Here is a 20660-nt window from a genome sequence, read left to right on the forward strand (position 1 = left end):
TAACTGATAAATGACTTAGTGTTCGGCCCACTCAATCGAGTTCAGGTCGATGCCTTCCTTGAACATCTCCCACAGGGGCGACATTTCGCGCAGCTTGGTTACGGCCTCCTTCACGTGGCCGATGGCGTAGTCGATCTGCTCGTCGGTGGTGAAGCGCGACAGGCCAAAACGCAGCGAGGAGTGAGCCAGGTCGTCGCTCAGGCCCAGGGCCTTGAGCACGTACGAAGGCTCCAGCGAGGCCGAGGTACAGGCCGAACCCGACGACACGGCCAGGTCCTTCACACCCATCATCAGGCCTTCGCCCTCCACGTACTTGAACGAGATGTTGGTCACGTGGGGCAGGCGGTGCTCGCGCGAACCATTCACGTAGCTTTCCTCCAGGGTCAGCAGCTCACGTTCCAGTCGGTCGCGCATGACCGAGATGCGAGCGGTATCGGCTTCCATGTCGGTGCGGGCGATTTCGCAGGCCTTGCCGAGACCCACGATGCCCGGTACGTTCAGGGTGCCCGAGCGCATGCCACGCTCATGGCCGCCACCGTCCATCTGGGCGGTTACCTTCACCCGCGGGTTTTTGCGACGTACGTACAGGGCCCCGATGCCCTTGGGGCCGTACATCTTGTGGCCCGAAAAGGCCATCAGGTCGATGCCGTCGGCTAGGACGTCGACCGGAATCTTACCTACGGCTTGGGTGGCATCGGTAAAGAACAGCGCGCCGTGCTTTTTGGCAATGGCCGAAATTTCGCGAATGGGCTGAAGCACCCCGATTTCGTTGTTGCCGTACATGATGGTCACCAGAATGGTCTGGGGCGTCATGGCCGCCTCCAGCTCGTTCAAGTCAATCAAGCCTTCCTCGTTCACCTTCAGGTAGGTCACGCGGGCGCCAAGCTTTTCGAGGTGCTTGCAGGTGTCGAGCACGGCTTTGTGCTCGGTGGTAGCGGTGATGATGTGGTTGCCCTTCTGAGCGTACATCTCATACACGCCCTTGATGGCCAGGTTATCCGACTCGGTTGCGCCCGAGGTGAAGATGATTTCCTTAGGGTCGCAGTTGATGAGTTGCGCGATTTGCTCGCGGGAGTAATCCACGGCTTCCTCGGCCTGCCAGCCAAAGGGGTGGTTGCGCGAGGCTGCGTTGCCGAAATGATCGGTGAAATAGGGCAGCATGGTCTCGAGCACGCGCGGATCCATGGGCGTGGTGGCGTTGTTGTCGAGGTAAATAGGCAGCTTCAGCATGGGGCTTCGTAGTGCTGGTGAACGTCGGTGCAAAGGTAGCTTCCGGAGAATGATTCGCCGGTAGAACAGCAGAATTCAGCCAGAGGTTTACTTTTACTGCGCAAAAGTAGAGACAATCCAAACAACCCCGCTACGGCCCGCCGTATTGGCTTCGCTTTCCCCTATGTTCACCAACCTCGAACACCTTGGCCTGGCCGTGCACGACCTCGACGCGGCCACCGCGCTCTACACTGCTTTGCTGGGCCAGGAGCCCTACAAGCGCGAACACGTGGCCAGTGAAGGCGTCGACACCGTGTTTTTTAAGGTAGGCGGTTCCAAGATCGAGCTGCTGGGCGGTACCACGCCCGACAGCGCCATTACCAAGTTCGTGGCCAAGAAAGGGGAGGGCATGCACCACGTAGCCTTCGAGGTGGCCGACATCCGCGCCACCATGCAGCGGCTGCGCGAGCAGGGCTTCACCCTGCTGAACGAGGAACCCAAGCGCGGGGCCGACAACAAGCTGGTGTGCTTTGTGCATCCCAAAAGCGCCCACGGCGTACTGGTAGAGCTGTGCCAGGAAATGTCGGCCCCCGATCTGGAGGTGGAGTAAGCCTAGCATCGCTCAAGCACCGTGATGAAACACCTGCAGCAAGAAATCGAGGCCGCCGTGGAGGTGCTGCTGCTTCAGCAGATTATTCTGTATCCCACCGATACCGTGTGGGGCCTGGGCTGCGACGCCGAACTGCCGCGGGCCGTGGAGCGCATCTATAAGCTCAAGCAGCGGCCCGCGTCCAAGTCCTGCATTGTGCTGGTGGCCGACGAGGCCATGTTTGCCCGCTACGCGGCCACGGTTCCGCCCAACCTGCCCGAACTGCTGGCCGCCCAGCAGCGCCCCACTACCTACGTGGTACCCGCCAGCCGCTACGTGGCGGCCAACCTGCTGGCCGAAGACGGCACCATCGGGCTGCGGGTGGTGCGCGGCGACGAGTTTTGCTTTAAGATGCTGCGCCGCCTGGGCCACGGAGTGGTGTCAACCTCGGCCAACCTGAGCGGCCAACCTGGCCCGGCCATCTACGCCGAAATCGACCCGGCCATCGTGCGCGGGGCCGACCACGTGGTGGGCTGGCGGCAGGACGACGCCACGCGCTCGGCCCCTTCGCGGGTGGTGCGCGTGCTGCCCGACGGCCAATTGGAAGTGCTGCGCGACTAGCAAATGACCCGCTGAGCCGGTAGCCGACGGGCGGCAGTAGAGGGGCAGGAGGCAGACAGAGCGGCGGACGCCCTACTTTTGCGGCATGAACCTGCCTCCCCAGCTGCCCGACCTGCCCTTGTTCCGTACCATTGCCGACGCGGCAACTTCGCTCGGCTACCCGGCCTACGTCATCGGCGGTTACGTGCGCGACCTGGTGCTGGGCCGGCCCAGCAAGGATGTGGACGTGGTGTGCGTGGGCGACGGTATTCAGCTGGCCCAGGCCGTGGGCAAGCGCCTGCCGCACCATCCCCGCGTGAATGTGTTCAAAAACTTCGGCACGGCCATGCTGCCTACGCCCGACATCGACCTGGAGTTTGTAGGAGCGCGCAAGGAAAGCTACCGGGCCGAGTCGCGCAAGCCAGAGGTGGAAGCGGGTACCCTGGAGGAAGACCTGGCCCGGCGCGACTTCACCATCAACGCCCTCGGACTGAGCTTAAACAAGGCCGATTTCGGTACGCTGGTCGACCGCTACGACGGCATCGGCGACCTGCAGCGCAAAACCATCCGCACCCCGCTCGACCCCGACATTACCTTTTCCGACGACCCGCTGCGCATGATGCGGGCCGTGCGCTTTGCCTCTCAGCTCAACTTCGATATCGACCCCGACACCTTCGACGCCATTGCGCGCAACAAGGAGCGCATTCGCATCGTGTCGCAGGAGCGCATCACCGACGAGCTGAACAAGATCATCATGTCGCCCAAGCCCAGCTACGGCTTCAAGCTGCTGTTCAGCTCGGGTTTGCTGCCGCTCATCTTTCCCCGGATGGCCCAGCTGCACGGCGTGGAGCGCCGCGGCCAGCACGCACACAAAGACAACTTCTACCACACCCTGCAGGTGCTCGACAACGTGGTGGCCACCGGCGCCGACCTGTGGCTGCGCTGGGCCGCCATTCTGCACGACATTGCCAAGCCCGCCACCAAGCGCTTCGACCCGAAAGTGGGCTGGACCTTTCACGGCCACGAGGACAAGGGCGCGCGTTGGACGCCGGGCATCTTCGCCGACCTGAAGCTGCCCCTGGGCGAGGAAATGCGCGTGGTGCAGAAGCTGGTGAAGCTGCACCTGCGGCCCATTGCCCTGGTCAAGGAAACCGTTACCGACTCGGCCGTGCGACGCCTGCTCTTCGAAGCTGGCGACGAAATCGACCTGCTGATGCAACTCTGCCGGGCCGACATCACCAGCAAGGACCACCAGCGCGTGGCCCGCTACCTGGCCAACTTCGAGCGGGTGGAGGAAAAGCTCAAGGAGGTGGAGGAAAAAGACCACCTGCGCAACTTCAAGCCCGTCATTACCGGCGAGGTTATCATGCAAACCTTCGGGCTCACGCCTTCGCGGGCGGTGGGCGAGCTGAAGGAAGCCGTGCTGGAAGCCATTCTGGAGGGCCAGGTGCGCAACGAGTACACCGAAGCCTTTCCGTTTCTGCTGGAGCTGGGTCGCCGCAAGGGCCTCACGCCCAAGGAACCGGCAGCCGGGTAGGCCCGCTGATTTTTCTGGGGAAGCAAAGAAGGCGCGCCCAGGGGGCGCGCCTTCGTTTTGCAAACAACCTTTACTATACCGGAGTTCGGATGGCTGCTGCCGGCCTGTTGCAGCTCGGCGGAGTGCAGCAGCCGCTCCGGGGTCAACCATTCACTCACCAGGGGACCCTAAACTCGTGGTACGGCTTGAAAGATGCCGGGCTGTGGACCGGGGTTGCTTGCGGGAACAGAAAAGTTGGCAGTCGGTAAGCTACTGAATTCAAGAATATATCGGGCAACTTATTCCACGCGTTTTACGCTGGCGGCGCCCGAGTCGTCGGTGCGCACGTTGGTGGGGTTGCCGCTGTAGCGCACTTCGCTGGCGCCCGACACGTCGGCGTCGAGCTTGTCGGTTACGTGCAGGCGGGCCTTGCTCACCCCGCTCAGCTCCACGTTGGCGGTGGCAACCTGCAGGTCGGCGGCCTGAATCTGGCAGGCACCGGTGCCTTCGAGGCGCAGGGTGTTGGCCTGGCCTTCGAGTACGCTCTGGCAGGCGCCGGTCAGCTCCACCGTCAGGGCCCGGCAGGAACCTTCGAACTGCAGGTGGCTGGCGCCCGACTGCTCGATGCGCAGGTTGCCCTGGTTTTCGAAGCCCGTGGCCTTGGCCTGCACCGCGCCCGAGAGGTCGATGGTGTTGATGCCGGGCAGCTCAATTTCTACCAGCACGCGCTGAGCATTGCGGTTGTTCCAGTTGTTCATCAAGCCCTGGCGGCGGGGGCGCACGATGAGCTCGTCGCCCTGCACGCGCACTTCCAGGTCTTTCAGGCTGCGCTCGGTGCCGGCGGCCTGCACGCGGAAGGCGTTGCCCTTGCGCAGTACCACCCGGTAGGCTCCGGCCACCGATACGCGGTTGAAATCGTCGAGGCTGAAGGTGCGGCGGGCGCTGCCGTAGTCCTCGGCGGCGGTGCTGAACGACACATCCGTGTCCGGGCCTTCGTCGCCCACGGAGATGCGCACCCGCTCACCGTTTACGTTCACTTCAAAGTCGTCCTCGCCCGGATCCTCGTTGCTGGCTTCCTCGGACTCAATGTCCCCGGGGGCGCAGTCGATGCATTCCAGCTCGTTGCCGCGCAGGCGGTAGAGGTGCTGCTCGGGGTTGTTGGGGCGCTGGCCGTCTACGAAGCTGCCCTCGTTGAGCAGGTAGGCAAAGTCTTCGCTGAGGCGGTACTGCTTGTCGCGGGGCAGGCGCAAAGTCAGGTTCAGATCCTGGCTGCGGTAGATGGCCCCGGGCTTGTAGCGGAACTGGTCGTCAATCACCACGCTGGAGTCGCGCACCGAGGCGTTGAACTGCATGGTGGCGCGGGCCGTGGCGGCGCCGGCGGCTTCCGTGGCGCCGTTGGCCACGTACTCCTCGCTCAGGCTGATGGCCGCGCCGCTATCGGCGGCCGTAATCATCAGCTGGGGGCGCAGGTCCCAGTCGGAGCCCAGTTCCCGGGTGCGCAGCAGCACGGTGGGGTAGTTCACCCGGCCCAGGTTGCGTTCGGCTGTGTAGCTGCCTTCTTCCTGGAAATCGTGGGCTAGGCGCACGCCGCCCATTACCGACCCCACCACGCCCAGCAGCCAGAGGCCCAGCAGCGAGAGGCCCACGGTGCGGGTTACCACGGAGCGGCGGGCAATCAGGCCGATGCCCAGCAGCAGCAGCAGCAGTACCGGGATGACCGAGGCCAGGAAGGCACTGGCCACCATCCACCAGGGCAGGCCCGCCAGCACGGCGTAGGCCGGTGCGTCGCCCAGGATAATGTTGTTCGATTCGGGAATCAAGCCCAGGGCCACGCCAGCCAGCACGGCCAGCCCGATCAGCAGGGAGAAGCCAACGACGATGAGCAGGGCGGCGGCAAACCAGCGGATAATGGTGCCGATCAGGTTGACAAGGGGGCGCAGGTTGCGGGCCAGCTCCTCCAGGAAGGCGCCCACGGGACGGTTGGTGGCGTTGGTGCCCACGTAGCCGGCTTCGAAGGCGTTGTTGCGGGCCGTTTCGTCGAGCGAGGAAAGGGTCAGCGCGTCGCCGCGCATGCGCATCTTGTCGCCCACGGTCTTGGCCTCGGGGACCAGGATCCAGAGCACGATGTAGAGCGGGATGGCGAAGCCGCCGGCGAAGACGAAGATGATGAACAGGATGCGCACCAGCACCACGTCGATCTTGAAGTAGGCGGCCAGACCGGCCGATACCCCGCCCACTTTGCCGTTGTCGGTGTCGCGGAACAGCTTCTTGAACGTAGGGTCGTCCTGCGATTCAGGCGTGCCGTCGTAGCGCTTGGGCAGGGCAATCCACAAAATGATGTAGGAGAGAACCGTCCAGAACGGGAACTGCTCATCCAGCTGGTCGGCCCCAACGCTATCGAACAGGATGGGCAGGGCAATCAGAAACACCAGGAAGATCAGGCGCACCCACAGGGCCTCGATGCCGAAGTAGCGGGCCAGGCCGGCGCACACCCCCGCAATTTTGCGGTTGGCCATGTCGCGGTACAGGCGGCGCGGCTCGCCGTCGGCGGGGGCCGACGAGCTGCTGCCAGCGCCGGTGGCCTGGGCCGCGGGGCCGGCGCCCACGGGGCGGCCGTAGTTGTTCACGTCGGCTACGTCCTCGTCCTCGTCGAGGCTGCCGTCCTGCTGGAATTCCTGCACGCGGCCCATTTTGGCCACCATGGCTTCCACGTCTTCCAGGGAAATGACCTGCTTGGTGGTGGAAAGGCGCGCGGCAAACAGCTCGGCAATGCGGCTTTCAATGTCGGCCACGATTTCCTCGTGCCCCCGGTACGTGCTGAAGTGGGCTTTTACGTCCTGCAGGTACCGTTGAAGTACTTCGTAGCCGTCTTCTTCAATGTGGAAGATGAGGCCCTGCAGGTTGATGCTGATATTCTTTTTCATCGCAATGCTGCAACTAGAGTGGCGGTGAGTCAGGGTTGATTGCTCCGGCGGGGGTTACTGACCGTCGGGGGCCAGGCGGCCGGGGTTGGTGCGGATGATGCGGATGGAATCCTCAATCTCCTCCCACGTCAGGCGCAGCTCGTGCAGGAACTCCTGCCCCACGGCCGTGAGCGTGTAGTACTTGCGGGGTGGACCACTGGTCGATTCCTTCCAGGTATAGTCCAGCAAGCCGGCATTCTTGAGGCGGGTCAGCAGCGGGTAGAGCGTGCCGTCGACCACGAGCATGCGGGCGGCGGTGAGTTCATCCAGCATGTCGGAGGCATAAACCTCTCCCCGCGCGATGATTTCCAGGATGCAGAATTCCAGAATGCCCTTCCGCATCTGCACTTGGGTGTTTTCGACTTTCATTGGCTTCGGCGGTAGTCGGTGAAGTATGGTACAAATATAAAGGCAGGTACTTTGTAACGCAAGGTACTGTTCGGAAATATTTTCGCTAATAATGCTATTTGTATTTTATTACCTGAAAATCAATTAGTTAAAATTATACGGAAGCCAATTAAACGGGTAGGCAGGCCGGTTTGTCCGCCAGCGGGTGGCCCGGGTGGGGGTACCAAGGGCCGGCGCGAGCGGCTGAACTTCGGAGGGGCGGCCGCTGTTAGCCGCGTGCGCGTAGCCAGGCGGCCGGCGGGGGCGGCCCGCACCCTTTTCCCCGCACTATAAATAAATAACTTGCGTTGTGAAGGCCGAATCAGCCCCGGGCTTTCCTTTTCGTTTCGCTATGCCACACGTCTTCCCGCGTCGTTTTGCCATACTGCTCACCGCGTCGTTCCTGGCGGCCGCTGCCAGTGCGCAGGCCCAGTCTTCCAAGGACACCACGCCCAAGTACAGCAATGAGTTCTTGAACATCGGAGTGGGGGCGCGGGCCCTGGCCATGGGCAACACGCAGGTGTCGTTGGCCCAGGATGCCACCGCTGGCTACTGGAACCCGGCGGGCCTGCTGCGCCAGAAAACCAAGTACGACGCGGTGCTGATGCACTCGGAGCTGTTTTCGGGCATCGTCAAAAACGACTACGCGGCGTTTTCCATGCCGCTCGACGAGCGCAGCGCCATCGGCGCCTCCATCATTCGCGTGGGCGTCGACGACATTGCCGACACGCGCAACCTGGTCGACCCCTACACGGGCTACATCGACTACAGCAAGATTACCCGCTTTTCGGTGGCCGATTATGGTCTGCTGCTCTCGTACGCCCGCAAGCTCGACTTCATCGAAGGGCTGCAGGTGGGTGCCAACGCCAAGGTGATTTACCGCAATGTGGGCTCGTTTGCCAACGCCTGGGGCTTCGGCCTCGACGCGGGCGTGCAGTACCAGCGCAACAACTGGCAACTGGGGCTGATGGCCCGCGACATCACCACCACCTTCAACGCCTGGTCCATCAACTCCGAGGAGTTTGCGCCCACCGCCGACCCCGACGAGTACATTCCCAAGAACAGCACCGAGGTGACGCTGCCCCGGCTGGTGCTGGGCGTGGGCCGCTACGTGCAGCTGCCCGGGCAGTTCTCGGCCCTGGCCGCCATCGACCTGGAAATGACCACCGACGGCCGCCGCAATGCCCCCATCTCGACGGGCCTGATCAGCATAGCCCCGCACGGCGGGCTGGAGCTGGGCTACCGCAACCTGGTGTTTCTGCGCGGCGGGGTGAGCAATGCCCAGCAGATCAAAGCCTTCAACGGCCAGGAGGAGTGGCGCGTACAACCTACCCTGGGCGTGGGCGTGGCCACCAGCGGCCTGCGCCTCGATCTGGCCCTCACGCGCCTGGCGGTGGAGTCGCTGGGGCAAAGCTCCCAGGCCAATTCCATCATCGTTTCCCTCGGCTACGGTTTCTGATCAACCAGATAACCACCGGGTAGGGCCGCCGGGAACGGCCGGGTTTTCGCCCGCCAGTACCCGCAGCCGGCCCAGCCGAGTCCTCAACCATCGTTTCCGCAACCGCTGCTGCCCGATTCGCTCGACACCCAACGGTAATCCTTTATGAAACAGATATACCCGCGCTTACCGCTGGTTTTCCTGACCCTGGCCGCCCTGCTGGGAGTGTTGGGCGGGGCGCCGGCCCGGGCCCAGTCGGGGCCCTACGGCAACGAGTGGATCAACCACGGCCAGCAATACGCCAAGATCAAGGTGCTCAAGGACGGTATCTACCGGCTCGACTACCAGTACCTGCAGCAGGCCGGGGTGCCGGCGGGCCTGAACCCGGCCCGGCTGCAGCTGTTCCGGCGCGGGCAGGAGGTGGCCATTCACACCGGCGGCAACCCCAGCGCCCTCGACGCGACCAGCTACGTGGAGTTCTACGGCCAGCGCAACGACGGCCAGCTCGACCGGGCCATGTACAAGGACCCGAGCCGGCAGCCCCACACGTTCTACAGCCAGTACACCGACACGGCCGCCTACTTCCTGACCTGGAACACCTCCACCGCCAACAAGCGCATGGCACAGGTGAACCTAAGCCTGCCCAGCGTGCCGGCCCAGCAGTACCGCCTGGCTACCCGCACGCAGGTGCTGGTGAATGCCGCCCTGGGGGGCGGCGACGGTTCCGAAGCCGAGTCGTACTATCCCTGGGTTGACCGGGGCGAGGCCTTTATGGGCCCTGGCATCGGGGCTATGGTCAATGGTACTGGTTCAACGGAGTATCCTCTAAGCCGCAACTACGTCATTGACTCGCTGCGTAACGTGGAACCCAACGGTCCCGAGCCCTGGCTTGACCTGGGGCTTAATGGAGTATGGGGTCGCAGCCAGCACTTCGTGCGCGTGCTGCTGGTGCAGCCCAACGGCACCGAGCGGCAGCTGGGACAGGTAACCATCAACTCCTACGACCCGGCCCGGGTGCGCTACCGCCTCGAGCGCGGCGATATTTCGGCCACGGGTACCGTTACGGTGAAGCTGGCCATTGTGGTGCCTACCACCGGCACGCTCTCCAGCTACGTGCGGCCCACCTTCATGCGGGTTACCTACGCCCAATCCAACCAGTGGGTGAGCGGACGGGCCAACGCCTTTACCAACGACTCGACGGCCAACACGGCCACTTCCTTTGAGCTGAGCAACACGCCAGCCCAGACCATCGGCTACGACGTCACCAACCCCTACAACGTGAGCCGCCACGAGGGACAACCCGTAGCGGCCAACCGGCAGCTTTTGGTGTTTGCCACCACGGCCCTGGCCACTACGCGCCGCTACCACGTCATCGATGCCGCGCAGCCCCTGGTGCCCCGCGCCCCGCAGCGCGTGCAGTTCCGCAACATCACGGCCGCGGCCCACAACTTCTTTATCGTCAGCCACCCGCTGCTGATGAAGCCGGCTGGGGCCGCCGCCAACCCCGTGCGCGCCTACGCCGACTACCGCGCCTCGGCCGCCGGGGGGCGCTACGACACGCTGGTGGTAACCAGCCAGCAGCTCTACGACCAGTTTCACTACGGCGAGAAGTCGGCCATGGCCATTCGGCACTTTGCCCTGTGGATGGTGGCCAACAACTCCCGCTCGAAGTACATGCTGCTGCTGGGCAAGGGCCTGGAGCCGCATACCAGTGTACCGCTGGTTGGCGGTGGCAGTGGAGTATACCGCCAAAATGTGGCCCGCGCCACGGTGCACGACCTGGTGCCCAGCAGCACCCGCGCCACTTCCGACATCTTCTTCTCGGCCCGCTGGGATTTAAACCAGTACGTGCCGCAAATTGCCACCGGCCGCGTGATGGCGCAAACCGCGCAGCAGGTCATCGACTACCTCAACAAGCTCAAGGAGCACGAGGTGGCAGGCTACCAGCCCTGGCGCAAGAATCTGCTGCACCTCTCGGGCGGCGGCAACGCCGGCGAGCAGGCCGATTTCCTGGCCCTAGTAAACGAGTACAAGCAGATTGCCGAAAAGCCCTGCTTCGCCGGTAAAGTGGTGCGCACCTACTCCCGCACCACCGAGGGGCAGTACGAGCAGCTGCCCGTGACCATCAACATTGCCAGCGAACTGAACGCGGGCCTGGCCATGATTACCTTTTTCGGCCACGGCTCCAACACGGTGTTCGACCTGAATCTGGGCGACCCCAACAACCCCAGCAACAACTACAACAACCAGGGCAAGTACCCGGTGATGGTATACAACGGCTGCGCCGGCGGCCGCTCCTTCGTGCCGACCCTCACCACGGCCGAGCAGTGGACCATGGCGCCCAACCGCGGGGCCATCGGTTTCCTGGCCAACTCCGACTTTGGTTACGTGCCCGAGCTGCACCAGTACTGCAAGCAGCTTTACACCAAGCTCTTCAACGACCCGCAGTGGTACAACAAGCCCATTGCCGACGTGCAGGCCGAGGTGGCCCGCCACGTGATGCAGTACTTCGGGCCCAACAACCGCCAGGCCGTCATTGCCGCGCTTAGCACCGTGTGGCAGGGCGACCCGGCCGTGCGCCTGCACTCCCCCGAAAAGCCCGACCTGGCCGTCAGCGCCGGCAACCTGAGCGTGCAGCCCCTGGCCCCGGCCACCGGCCCGGTGCGGGCCAGCGCCACCAGCTTTCAGCTGCGCGTGCCGGTCGAGCAGCTGGGCAGCGCCTGCTACGGCGACTCGCTGTACGTGCGCGTGACGCGCCGCTTTGAAAACCCCAGCCAGGCAGCCTACGTGCAGACGTTCGGCCTGCTGGCCCCGGTGCGCGACACGGTGCTGCTGCTGACCCTACCTAACACGGGCGTGGGCAACGTGGTGGGCCGCAATACCTTCCGGGTGGAGGTGGACCCCGCCAACCGCATCGACGAGCTGCTGGAAACCAACAACGCGGCCGAAATAGCCTACACCTTCCTGCAGGGCGGCATCACCCTGCTCACGCCCCCGGAGTTCGGCATTGTGGGGCGCGCCGACGTGCGCCTGGTGGCCCAGAGCAACCTGCCCCAGCTGCAGCCGCGCAACTACGAGTTTGAGCTTGACACCGTAGCCGCATTCAACTCGCCCTTCCGCCGGCCCACGGTGGTCAACGCCCGCGACGTGGCCGAGTGGAAACCAGTCCTGCCCGCGCCCACCACGGGCCGCGACTCGGTGGTGTACTACTGGCGGGTGCGCTACGAGCCCGGCAGCGTGCAGCCCGATGAGAGCGGGGCCTGGGTAACGGGCTCGTTCCGCTTGATTCCCAGCAGCCCCGGCGGCTGGTCGCAAAGCCACCACGGCCAGTTTGCCAGCGACGAGCAGCAGGGCATTCAGCAGCGGGTGCCCTCGGGCAAGTGGGAGTTCGACGAGCTGGTACGTCGCCTGAAGCTGCGCACCGCCGGCGGCGGCAGCACGCCCGGGGCCAACACCTTCCAGCAGAGCTACGGCATCGTCGACAACGGCACTACGCAAACCAATTTCTGCGGCACGAACACGGCCAACTTCATGGTAGCGGTGTTCGACGGCCAGACCCTGGAGCGCGTCAGCAACATTGCCGGCGGCCCCTACCAGATCTGCGGCACGGGCAGCGACGCTTACTACCACTTTGCCGGCGTGGGTTCCAACATCAACATTGCCGCCCGGCAGGTTGAGATGGTGCGCCTGCTGCAAAACATTCCCGCCGGGCACTACGTGGCGCTGGTGAGCATCAACCGCGTGGTGTTCAGTACCATGTCGGCGGCGCTGAAGGCTGAGCTGACGGCCCTGGGCTCCCAGCGCGTCGGTTCGCTGACCGACGGGGAGCCGCTGCTGCTGCTGGCCCGCAAGGGCACCCCGGCCTTCGCCAAGGAGCGCACCGCCGACCCGGGCTCGACCACGCCGCGCAACCTGCAGCTGGTGGAGCTGATTGACTCGCTGAGCACCCGCGGCATGGCCGGCACCATCGCCAGTACCCGCATCGGCCCGGCTCAGCGCTGGGACAACCTCTACCACACCGTGCGCCTGCCCGACGCCACCGACGGCTACCGCCTGCAGCTCATCGGCTACAACGCCAGCAACCAGGTGGTGGTACTCAACCCCAACGTCACCAGCCGTAGCTTCTCGCTGGCGGGCATTTCGGCCCAGCAGTATCCCTACCTGGGTCTGCAGATGCAGCTCTGGGACTCGGTGAGCCACAGCGCCCCGCAGCTCAAGCAGTGGCTGGTGACCTACAAGGGCCTGCCCGAGGGCGTGGTGCGCCGCGACAAGGTGGCCGCCGACGAGTACGCCGCCCCGCGCCTGAACGCACAGGTCGCCAGCACCGGCATCATGAACTTCAAGGTAGCCTTCGAGAACGTGTCGCTGGAAGACTTCCCCGACCGCGTAACGGCCCGCGCCACGGTGCTGATGGCCGACAACCGTACGGTGCCGGCGGTGCAGCTGGTTTCGGCCCGCGCCCTCAAGTCTGACTCGCTGGTAACCTACGCCTTCAGCCTGGATTTGCGCAGCGTGAAGGGCGACGGACAGGTGCGGGTAGAGGTTAACCCCGGTTTGCTGCCCGAGCGGTTCTTCTTCAACAACGAGCTGAGCTTCACTTTCACGGCCCCGAGCATCAACCTGCCGCCGGTGGTCGACGTGGCCTTCGACGGGCAGCGCATTCTCAACGGCGACATCGTGTCGCCCAACCCCGACATTCTGGTGGACGTGAAGTACGAGGACCGCCGCAACCCGCTCGACAGCCCCGAGAAGATTGAGCTCTACCTCACGCGCCCGGGCCAGACCCAGGCCGAGAAAATCGTGATGACCGGCAACAGCGCCATCAGCTTCACGGTGGACCAGGTCGCGGGCCGGGCGCGGGTGCACTTCAAGCCCGGCACCCTCACCGATGGCGTGTACAAGCTGGAAGCGCAGGCCACGGATATGGCCGGCAACCCCGCCGCCCAGCAGCGCTACGCGGTAACCTTCGAAGTGGTCAGCGCCACGTCCATCACCAACTTCTACCCTTACCCGAACCCCATCACCAGTAAGGCGCGCTTCGTGTTCACCCTCACCGGCAGCGTACCGCCCCAGGATCTGAACCTGAAAATTCAGATCATGACGATAACGGGCAAGGTGGTAAAGGAGATTATGCGCTCGGAGCTGGGCGAGCTGCGCATCGGCAACAACCTCACCAGCTACGCCTGGGACGGTACCGATGAATTCGGCGACCAGCTGGCCAACGGCACCTACCTCTACCGGGTAGTGCTCGACGACCCCAACGGGCAGTTTGAGCACCGCCGCACCGCCGCCGACTGGTCGGTAAAGAAGAACTGGGGCAAGCTGGTGCTGCTGCGCTAACCCATCCGACCGGCTGATAAAGCGGGGCCCCGGCTGCAAAGTCGGGGCCCCGCTTTTTTCGGGCCGGGCGGCCGCGGCTTCTACCTTTGCCCACCTACCTCCAGCTCCAGCGCCTTGTCCACGTCGCCCACGCCCGTTCCGCCCGCGCCCCGCCACCTGCGCTACCTCGACGGGCTGCGCGGGCTGGCCGCGCTCGGAGTGCTGCTCAACCACTACCTCACCGCGTTTTACCCCACCATGCTCACCGGGGAGGCCGCTACCGCGCACCTGCCGCAGTGGCCCGGCTTTGAATACGCCCTGGCCGCTACCCCGCTGAACCTGCTGCGCAGCAACGGCGTGGGGGTGTGCGTGTTTTTCGTGCTCAGCGGCTTCGTGCTCAGCGAGGCCTACTTCCGCCGGCCCCACCCGCTTACCCTGCAGGCCCAGGCAGCCCGCCGCTACCTGCGCCTGATGCTGCCGGTGGCCGCGTCGGCGCTGCTGGGCTTCGCGGGGCTGCGCCTGGATTGGTTTCGCAACGACGAGGTGGCAGCCGTGAGCGGGGCGGCGTGGTTTGGGCGCAGCTGGCAGACCCAGCCTTCGGTTCTGCAGTTCGTCAAGGACGTGGTGTTCGACATTCCGCTGGCCGGGGAGCCGGCCTACAACCCAGTGCTGTGGACCCTGCACCTCGAGCTGATGGGCTCCTTTCTGGTGTTTGCCCTGCTGGCCTTTTTCGGCACGGCCCGCAACCGGGGGCTGATTTACCTGGCCGCAGCCACGCTGCTGTTTCTCTCGCCCTGGAACCTGTACCTGGTGGCCTTCGTGCTGGGCGTGGCCCTCAACGACTGGCACCGGCACGGCCCAGCGGTGCCGGCCGCCGGGCGGCCCTGGCTGGTTGGGCTGTTGCTGCTGGGCTTCGTGGGCCTGGGTTCGTACCCCACCACGTACTTCACCGGGCTGGCGGCCTCGCCCTACCGCTGGCTGCTGCTGCCCCGCCTGGGCCCCGACCACAGCGAGCTGCTGCACCACATTGCGGCCGCAGCCCTGCTGCTGGGCGCGGTGCTGCTCTCGGTCCGGCTGCAAAGGCTATTGCAAGCCCGCTGGCTGGTGTTTCTGGGCTCGGTGTCGTTCGGGCTCTACCTGCTGCACTTCCTGGTGCTGGGCTCGTTTTCGGCCCGGCTGTTTCTGGGGCTGCACGCGCGGCTGGGCTACCACCTGAGCTTTGGACTGATGGCCCTGGCCTCGGTGCCCGTGCTGCTGCTCGCGGCCTACGCCCTGCACCGCTGGGTGATTGAGCCCAGCAGCGCCCTGTCGCGCCGGGTGTACGGGCGCTGGTTTCAGCCGCGGCCCGCACCGGCGCCGGCTGCGGCCGAGTAGGCGCGCTAGCGGCGGCGCAGGGTCACGAAGCTGCAGGCGTAGGCGTGCCGCTCGTCGGGCTCGTGCCGCTCGCGGCTTTCCTCACGCCAGTCGTCGGCGGTGAAGGGCGGCAGCACGGCGTCGCCCTCGGGCGAGAAGTGTACCTCGGTCAGGTACACCACGTCGGCGGCAGGCAGGGCCTGGCGGTAGATTTCGGCCCCGCCAATGACCATCACTTCGTCGTCGTACTGCCGGGCCAGCTCCAGGGCGCCCAGTACCGAGTGCACTACCTCGCAGCCCTCTGCCTGCCAGTCGGCTTGCCGCGTCACCACAATGTTGCGCCGCCCCGGCAGGGGCCGTCCGATGCTTTCGAAGGTGCGCCGGCCCATCACGATGGGGTGGCCGGTGGTCAGCTGCTTGAAGTGCTTCAAGTCGGCCGGCAAGTGCCAGGGCAGCTGGTTGTCGCGCCCAATCACGCCGTTTTCGGCCACTGCTACTACTAAGGCTACCATGTCATTGATCATTTATCAGTTAACATTTATCAGACCGACCTGCCCGGTTGTTCAACAAACTAGGCAGCTCCTACCGCCGCCGGCCAACAGCCGAAAGAAGGAAGGTCCCATACCTACGGCCCGACTGGTTCGCTGATCATTTATTGCGGGAGGGAGTTGATAAATGTTAATTGATCAATGATAAATGATTGAACCCGCGCAGGAATTCGCCAATCGGCAGGCGCTTCTTGCCTTCCAGCTGCACGTCGAGCAGGTCGAGCTGGCCCTCGGGGGTTTGCACGCGCAGGAAGCTGCGGCCGTCTGAGAGCCACTGGCCGGGCTGGGCGTCGGCCGGGGTGTCGGGGTGCACCCCGGCGCGGAACACTTTGAGCGTGCGGCCATCGGGCAGGGTGGTGAAGGCGGTGGGAATGGGAGAGAGGCCCCGCACCCGGTTGACCAGCGCGGCGGCGGGCTGCTGGAAGTCGAGGCGGCCGGTTTCCTTCTGAATCTTGGGGGCATGGCGCAGCTCGCCCGCCGCGGCCTGCGGAATGCTGGGCGCCGTGCCGGCGGCAATGGCCTGCACGGTGCGCAAAGCCAGCTGCGCCCCGGCAACCTTGAGCTTTTCGTAGAGCGCGCCGAAGTCGTCGTCGGGCGCGATGGGCACCACGTCCTGGAAGATCAGGTTGCCGGTGTCGATTTCGTGCTGCAGGAAAAACGAAGTCACCCCGGTCTGTTCTTCGCCGTGAATCAGGGCCCAGTTGATGGGGGCCGCGCCGCGGTACTGGGGCAGCAGCGAGGCGTGGATGTTGATGGAGCCGCGCGGGGGCATGTTCCACACCGCCTCGGGCAGCATCCGAAACGCCACTACCACCTGCAGATCGGCCGCGCAGGCGCGCAGCTCCTGCTGGAATTCGGGGGCCTTGAGGTTGGTGGGCTGCAGCACTGGGAGCTCGTGAGCCCGGGCCGCCTGCTTCACCGCCGACTCGCTGAGCTGCCGCCCGCGCCCGGCGGGCTTGTCGGGGGCCGTTACCACGGCCACCACGCGGGCACCGGGCCAGCCCAGCAGGGCTTCGAGCGTGGGCACCGCAAACTCGGGCGTGCCCATAAAGACGATTCGGAGGGGTGCAGATTCAGCCATGCGCAGCGGGAGTGAGGCCGTAAAAGTAGAAAGCCGGGCCGAACCTCACCTCCCGGCCGGGCCTCACCCCCCTGCCCCCTCTCCGGGAAGAGAGGGGGAGCCAGCCGTCAGCCTGCAGCGCGTCGTAGCGCGAACGGAGTAGTGCGCTTGCCAGAAAGACCTTGCGGGGGGCCTCATCAGGCCTTGGAACCGCTTACTCCAGGGCCAAGGCGCGGCTCACCTGCTGCGCGCCCACCTGCACCCGCAGCTGGTAGAGGCCGGCGGGCAGCGCGTCCAGGGCCAGCTCGGTGCGGGTGCCGGCCGGGCCCAGTGTCACTTGCTGGGTGCGCACGGCGCGGCCCAGGGCATCGGTGAGCGTGAGGGTAGCCTCCTCCTGGGTGGCGCCGGTAATGGCGGGCAGCTGCACGGTGGCGGCGTGGCGGGCGGGGTTGGGGTACAGTTGCAGGCCGGCGGCCCAAGCTGGAGCGGCGGTGCTCAGCGTGAGGTCGGTGAGCGAGGCCAGGTAAGCTACCTGGGAACCCGCTGGCGTCGTAACGGAATGAGTGCCGAAGCCGGCCGTAGGCATAACCGAGCCGGCGGCGTACACCGTGCTGCCGCGCACGGCCAGGCTGCGCACGTCGTCGTCGCCGGAGCCCCCGGCGCGCTGGGCCCAGGTAAAGGCGGCGCTGCTGCCCGCGTCTTCCAACTGAGTCAGGAAGATGTCGTAGGTGTCGAGCGGGCTGGCGTTGGTGAGGGTGTGGGGGCCGAAGCTGACCGTGGCGCTGTAGAAGGCGCCGGCCATGAGCAGCTTGCTGCCGCGCACGGCCAGGGCCGCCGGGGCGTCGTGGCCGCTGCCGCCGGCCCGGTAGGCCCAGGCCAGGGCGGCGGCACTAGTGTTGTCGGTGAGCTTGGCTACGAACGTATCGAAGCTGCCGCTGGCGTTGGTCAGGTTGGTGCTGCCCAGCGTGGCCGTGAGGCTGTTGAAGCGCCCGGCCACGTACACGCTGCTGCCGTTCACGGCCAGGGCCGAAACTTCCTCAAACACCGGCCCGCCAATGCGCTCGGCCCAGCTAAAGCCGCTGCTGCTGAAGCCGCCGTCGGTGAGCCGGGCCACGAAGGCGTCGGAGGTGGCAAGTGCGGGGCTGGTGCTGGTGTTGGTGAGGATGGTGCTGCCAATGGTGGTGGTGGCGCCGTAGAAGCCGCCCCCCACGTACAGGCGCACGTTGTCGACGGCCAGGGCACCCACGTAGTCGCGGCCCGGCCCGCCGATGCGCTCGGCCCAGTACGGTTCGCCGGCAGTACCCGCGTCGGCCACCTTGGCCACGAAGGCATCGGTGCTGCCGGGACTGGAGTTGAGCAGGCTGAGGCTGCCCAGCGTGAGGGTGGAACTGGCAAAGTCGCCGCCCACAAACACGCTCTGGCCGCGGTGGGCCATGGTCAGAATCTGGTCGTCGGCGGGGCCGCCCAGGCTTTGGGCCCACTCCACGGAGCAGGTCGAGCCCAGGTCAGTAAGCCGGGCCACGTAGCCGTCGGAGCCGCCGGCCGAGGTCAGGGTAAGGGGGCCGAGGGTGGCCGTGGGGGCGGCGTAGCTGCCGGCTACGTAAAGGGCGGCGCCGTTGAAGCTCACGTTTGCCACGGTGCTCACGTCCAGCCGCTGCGCCCAGTGAAAGCCCGTGCCCGGCCGCCACTTGGCAATAAAGCAGGCGCCGCCCGGGCTGGTCAGGGAATGGCTGCCGAAGCTGACGGTGCCGCGGAAAGTGCCCACCAGAAACACGCTGCCCGTCAAATCGACGGTGCTGGCGCTGACGGCCGACACGTTGCCGCTGAGCTGGGTGGTGGCCTGCACCGCCTGCCAGGCCGGCGCCTGGGCCCGGGCTGGGGCCGCCAGGCCCAACACCCCCAACGCCACGGGAGCCACTACGCGCCGCAGCGCCGAGAAGAGCAAAGAGTTGTAAGAATGAGCCATAGGGGCGGTTGCCAGTAAGAGTCAGGACAAAATTCCCGCAAGGTAAAGCCCCGTTCGCGGCAGTGCCAAACCGAAAATTCGCTGCATAGAACCTCGCCGTCACCCTAGGGTTGCACTGAAAGTGCCGGCCCCACCGACCCGGCCTAGAATGGAGCCGTTTCCGGCAGCTCCCGCAGGGCTTCATCCAGCAGCTCCGCCTCCCGCTCCAGCCCGGCAATGCGGATTTCCAGCAGCCGCTGCGGGCCCGCGCCGCAGGCGAGCTGCAGGCCATCTACTGCCTCACCTTCAAATAAGCTCAGCCAATTGGCGTCGTGCGCCGGGTTGGCCACCGGGCCGGTCCAGGCGCGCAGGGCCGGCAGGGCCGCCAGGCGGGCTTCGTACTGCGCGGCCCGCGCCCGCAAATCCTGCAGCTCGAAGCGCAGGCGCTGGGCGTGGTAGCGGCAGTCGGCCAGGCGGCGCACCAAGGGCTCGGGGTAGACCGGCGGGGCGGGCTGCGGCGGCAGCGCCACTCCGCCCGCGCCCGGCACCAGTCCCGACTGGGCCAGGTCCAGCCGAATCCGGCGCAGGCGACTGGCCTGGGGCAGGCCGCGCTGGCCGGCTTCCGCCATCGACAGGGCGGCGCGGCTGAGGCCCAGCCAGGAGGCCAGGCGTTGTTGAGTAAGGCCAAAAACCGCCCGCAGATCAGCCAGCATAGCGCTTATGTTACACGAATGAAAACGTTTTCCATTTTGCAACAAGGCCACCCTTGTTGCAAAATGGAATGTTGCAAAATAAATTGCAACAAGCAAACGTGCAACAAGGCCGGGGTAGGCCCCCGCAACAGCGGCGGATAGAAGTCGGTGAAGCTGCTTGCCTGGGCCAGCCCAGTCGCTGCTCAGCGCAGGCGGCCCAGGGCGCCCGCGCCGCTGGGCACGAAGTCGAGCACCAGGGAATTCATGCAGAACCGCTGGTAAGTGGGCGGCGGGCCGTCGTTGAAGATGTGGCCCAGGTGGGCGTCGCAGCGGCCGCAGAGCACCTCGATGCGCTCCATGCCGTGGGAGTGGTCGGCCTGGTAGCGCACGGCGCGGGCGCGCAGCGGCTCGAAGAAGCTGGGCCAGCCGCACTCACTGGCAAACTTGGCGTCGGAGCGAAACAGGGCGTTGCCGCAGGGCGCGCAGTAGTAGGTACCGCGGCCGGTGGCGTTCCAGAGCGGGCCGCTGAAGGCGCGCTCGGTGCCCTGCTCGCGGGCTACGTGGTACATGGCGGGCGGCAGCAGCTTCCGCCACTGGGCGTCGGAGAGGCGCAGGCGGGTGGTGTCGGTGCGCGAATAGTAAGGGTTGGCGGGCCGCGCCGTGGGGGTGGCCTTCGCCGGCTGGGGCCGACCGGGCGCCGTTTGGGCGTGGGCGGTGGCAAAGCAGCAGAGGGCGGCGAGCAGCAGGCCGGTTAAGCGAAGACGCATGGCGGGAGAGCGAGAAGTACGCCAACCATACGAAGTAGCCAGCCGCATCGGTTTCCGGCGGGGTATGCCGGGCATTTGGGGAAAGCGGCGCCGGCAGCCTGCCCAAGCTCCTGGCGGTTCATGCTGAGCCCCGAGCGAAGTCTCTCTACCGCTTCGCCTGATTGGCAGGATTCCCGAACGGGGTAGAGACGCATACTTGCGTCTCGTCGTGCGCGCCAGGTGGGCGTCATCGGTCAACGCCGAGACACAACCTTGCGTCTCTACCCCGCTCTGC

At 65.6% G+C, this 20660-nt stretch carries 14 protein-coding genes; 6 read left to right on the forward strand and 8 right to left on the reverse strand.

Annotated elements, in window-relative coordinates:
• Positions 1-15: 15 nt before the first annotated feature.
• Entirely contained in the window at positions 16-1227 is a 1212-nt protein-coding gene (locus tag ACE191_RS01080) for an IscS subfamily cysteine desulfurase (RefSeq protein WP_400192288.1), read from the reverse strand.
• A gap of 166 nt (positions 1228-1393) precedes the next feature.
• Between ACE191_RS01080 and mce the strand changes: the two genes are divergently transcribed.
• The 3 genes from mce (at position 1394) to ACE191_RS01095 (ending at position 3935) form a co-directional block, all read left to right on the forward strand.
• On the forward strand, positions 1394-1819 hold the full coding sequence (gene mce, locus ACE191_RS01085) for a methylmalonyl-CoA epimerase (RefSeq protein WP_400190329.1): 426 nt from the start codon (positions 1394-1396) through the stop codon (positions 1817-1819).
• 24 nt (positions 1820-1843) lie between these two features.
• Complete coding sequence (locus tag ACE191_RS01090) at positions 1844-2419, forward strand: L-threonylcarbamoyladenylate synthase (protein WP_400192289.1); 576 nt, start codon at positions 1844-1846, stop codon at positions 2417-2419.
• Between the two features lie 85 nt (positions 2420-2504).
• Complete coding sequence (locus ACE191_RS01095) at positions 2505-3935, forward strand: CCA tRNA nucleotidyltransferase (protein ID WP_400190330.1); 1431 nt, start codon at positions 2505-2507, stop codon at positions 3933-3935.
• Between the two features lie 278 nt (positions 3936-4213).
• On the opposite strand, the gene ACE191_RS01100 is transcribed toward ACE191_RS01095, so the two are convergent.
• Together ACE191_RS01100 and ACE191_RS01105 are read right to left on the reverse strand one after the other, a co-directional pair.
• Positions 4214-6838 (reverse strand): PspC domain-containing protein, encoded by a 2625-nt coding sequence (locus tag ACE191_RS01100; protein WP_400190331.1) that lies wholly within the window; start codon positions 6836-6838, stop codon positions 4214-4216.
• 54 nt (positions 6839-6892) lie between these two features.
• A complete protein-coding gene (locus tag ACE191_RS01105; RefSeq protein ID WP_400190332.1) occupies positions 6893-7246 on the reverse strand; it encodes a PadR family transcriptional regulator in 354 nt (117 codons plus the stop codon).
• Between the two features lie 370 nt (positions 7247-7616).
• On the opposite strand from ACE191_RS01105, the gene ACE191_RS01110 reads away from it, so the two are divergent.
• The 3 genes from ACE191_RS01110 (at position 7617) to ACE191_RS01120 (ending at position 15395) form a co-directional block, all read left to right on the forward strand.
• Positions 7617-8723 carry a PorV/PorQ family protein gene (locus ACE191_RS01110; RefSeq protein WP_400190333.1) on the forward strand — a complete coding sequence of 369 codons (1107 nt, stop codon included), beginning with the start codon at positions 7617-7619 and terminating at the stop codon, positions 8721-8723.
• 144 nt (positions 8724-8867) lie between these two features.
• Positions 8868-14042, forward strand: coding sequence for a C25 family cysteine peptidase (locus tag ACE191_RS01115; RefSeq protein ID WP_400190334.1), 5175 nt, complete (start codon positions 8868-8870; stop codon positions 14040-14042).
• Between the two features lie 114 nt (positions 14043-14156).
• On the forward strand, positions 14157-15395 hold the full coding sequence (locus ACE191_RS01120) for an acyltransferase family protein (protein ID WP_400190335.1): 1239 nt from the start codon (positions 14157-14159) through the stop codon (positions 15393-15395).
• Positions 15396-15400: 5 nt separating this feature from the next.
• Here the strand turns inward: ACE191_RS01120 and ACE191_RS01125 are convergent, their stop codons facing one another.
• From ACE191_RS01125 to msrB, 5 genes are all read right to left on the reverse strand, one after another.
• Positions 15401-15898 (reverse strand): dihydrofolate reductase, encoded by a 498-nt coding sequence (locus ACE191_RS01125; protein WP_400190336.1) that lies wholly within the window; start codon positions 15896-15898, stop codon positions 15401-15403.
• A gap of 154 nt (positions 15899-16052) precedes the next feature.
• Positions 16053-17003: a methionyl-tRNA formyltransferase gene (fmt, locus tag ACE191_RS01130; protein ID WP_400190337.1), complete on the reverse strand. Its 951-nt coding sequence runs from the start codon at positions 17001-17003 to the stop codon at positions 16053-16055.
• A 193-nt stretch (positions 17004-17196) separates the two neighbouring features.
• The gene (locus ACE191_RS01135; protein ID WP_400190338.1) at positions 17197-18948 is read right to left on the reverse strand and encodes a T9SS type A sorting domain-containing protein; all 1752 of its coding nucleotides are present in this window, start codon (positions 18946-18948) and stop codon (positions 17197-17199) included.
• Between the two features lie 143 nt (positions 18949-19091).
• Entirely contained in the window at positions 19092-19640 is a 549-nt protein-coding gene (locus ACE191_RS01140) for a hypothetical protein (protein WP_400190339.1), read from the reverse strand.
• A gap of 182 nt (positions 19641-19822) precedes the next feature.
• On the reverse strand, positions 19823-20386 hold the full coding sequence (msrB, locus tag ACE191_RS01145; RefSeq protein WP_400190340.1) for a peptide-methionine (R)-S-oxide reductase MsrB: 564 nt from the start codon (positions 20384-20386) through the stop codon (positions 19823-19825).
• Positions 20387-20660 lie beyond the last annotated feature (274 nt).

Origin of the sequence: Hymenobacter sp. B81, from assembly GCF_044628455.1 — a bacterium.
In the GTDB taxonomy this organism is placed as follows: domain Bacteria; phylum Bacteroidota; class Bacteroidia; order Cytophagales; family Hymenobacteraceae; genus Solirubrum.

Excerpts from the sequence above, each read along its gene's own strand:
- ACE191_RS01115 (WP_400190334.1), top strand. The coding sequence starts at position 8,868 with ATGAAACAGATATACCCGCGCTTACCGCTGGTTTTCCTGACCCTGGCC.
- ACE191_RS01090 (WP_400192289.1), top strand. The coding sequence starts at position 1,844 with ATGAAACACCTGCAGCAAGAAATCGAGGCCGCCGTGGAGGTGCTGCTG.
- ACE191_RS01125 (WP_400190336.1), bottom strand. The coding sequence starts at position 15,898 with ATGATCAATGACATGGTAGCCTTAGTAGTAGCAGTGGCCGAAAACGGC.
- fmt (WP_400190337.1), bottom strand. The coding sequence starts at position 17,003 with ATGGCTGAATCTGCACCCCTCCGAATCGTCTTTATGGGCACGCCCGAG.
- ACE191_RS01135 (WP_400190338.1), bottom strand. The coding sequence starts at position 18,948 with ATGGCTCATTCTTACAACTCTTTGCTCTTCTCGGCGCTGCGGCGCGTA.
- ACE191_RS01140 (WP_400190339.1), bottom strand. The coding sequence starts at position 19,640 with ATGCTGGCTGATCTGCGGGCGGTTTTTGGCCTTACTCAACAACGCCTG.
- ACE191_RS01110 (WP_400190333.1), top strand. The coding sequence starts at position 7,617 with ATGCCACACGTCTTCCCGCGTCGTTTTGCCATACTGCTCACCGCGTCG.
- ACE191_RS01105 (WP_400190332.1), bottom strand. The coding sequence starts at position 7,246 with ATGAAAGTCGAAAACACCCAAGTGCAGATGCGGAAGGGCATTCTGGAA.
- msrB (WP_400190340.1), bottom strand. The coding sequence starts at position 20,386 with ATGCGTCTTCGCTTAACCGGCCTGCTGCTCGCCGCCCTCTGCTGCTTT.
- mce (WP_400190329.1), top strand. The coding sequence starts at position 1,394 with ATGTTCACCAACCTCGAACACCTTGGCCTGGCCGTGCACGACCTCGAC.
- ACE191_RS01095 (WP_400190330.1), top strand. The coding sequence starts at position 2,505 with ATGAACCTGCCTCCCCAGCTGCCCGACCTGCCCTTGTTCCGTACCATT.
- ACE191_RS01100 (WP_400190331.1), bottom strand. The coding sequence starts at position 6,838 with ATGAAAAAGAATATCAGCATCAACCTGCAGGGCCTCATCTTCCACATT.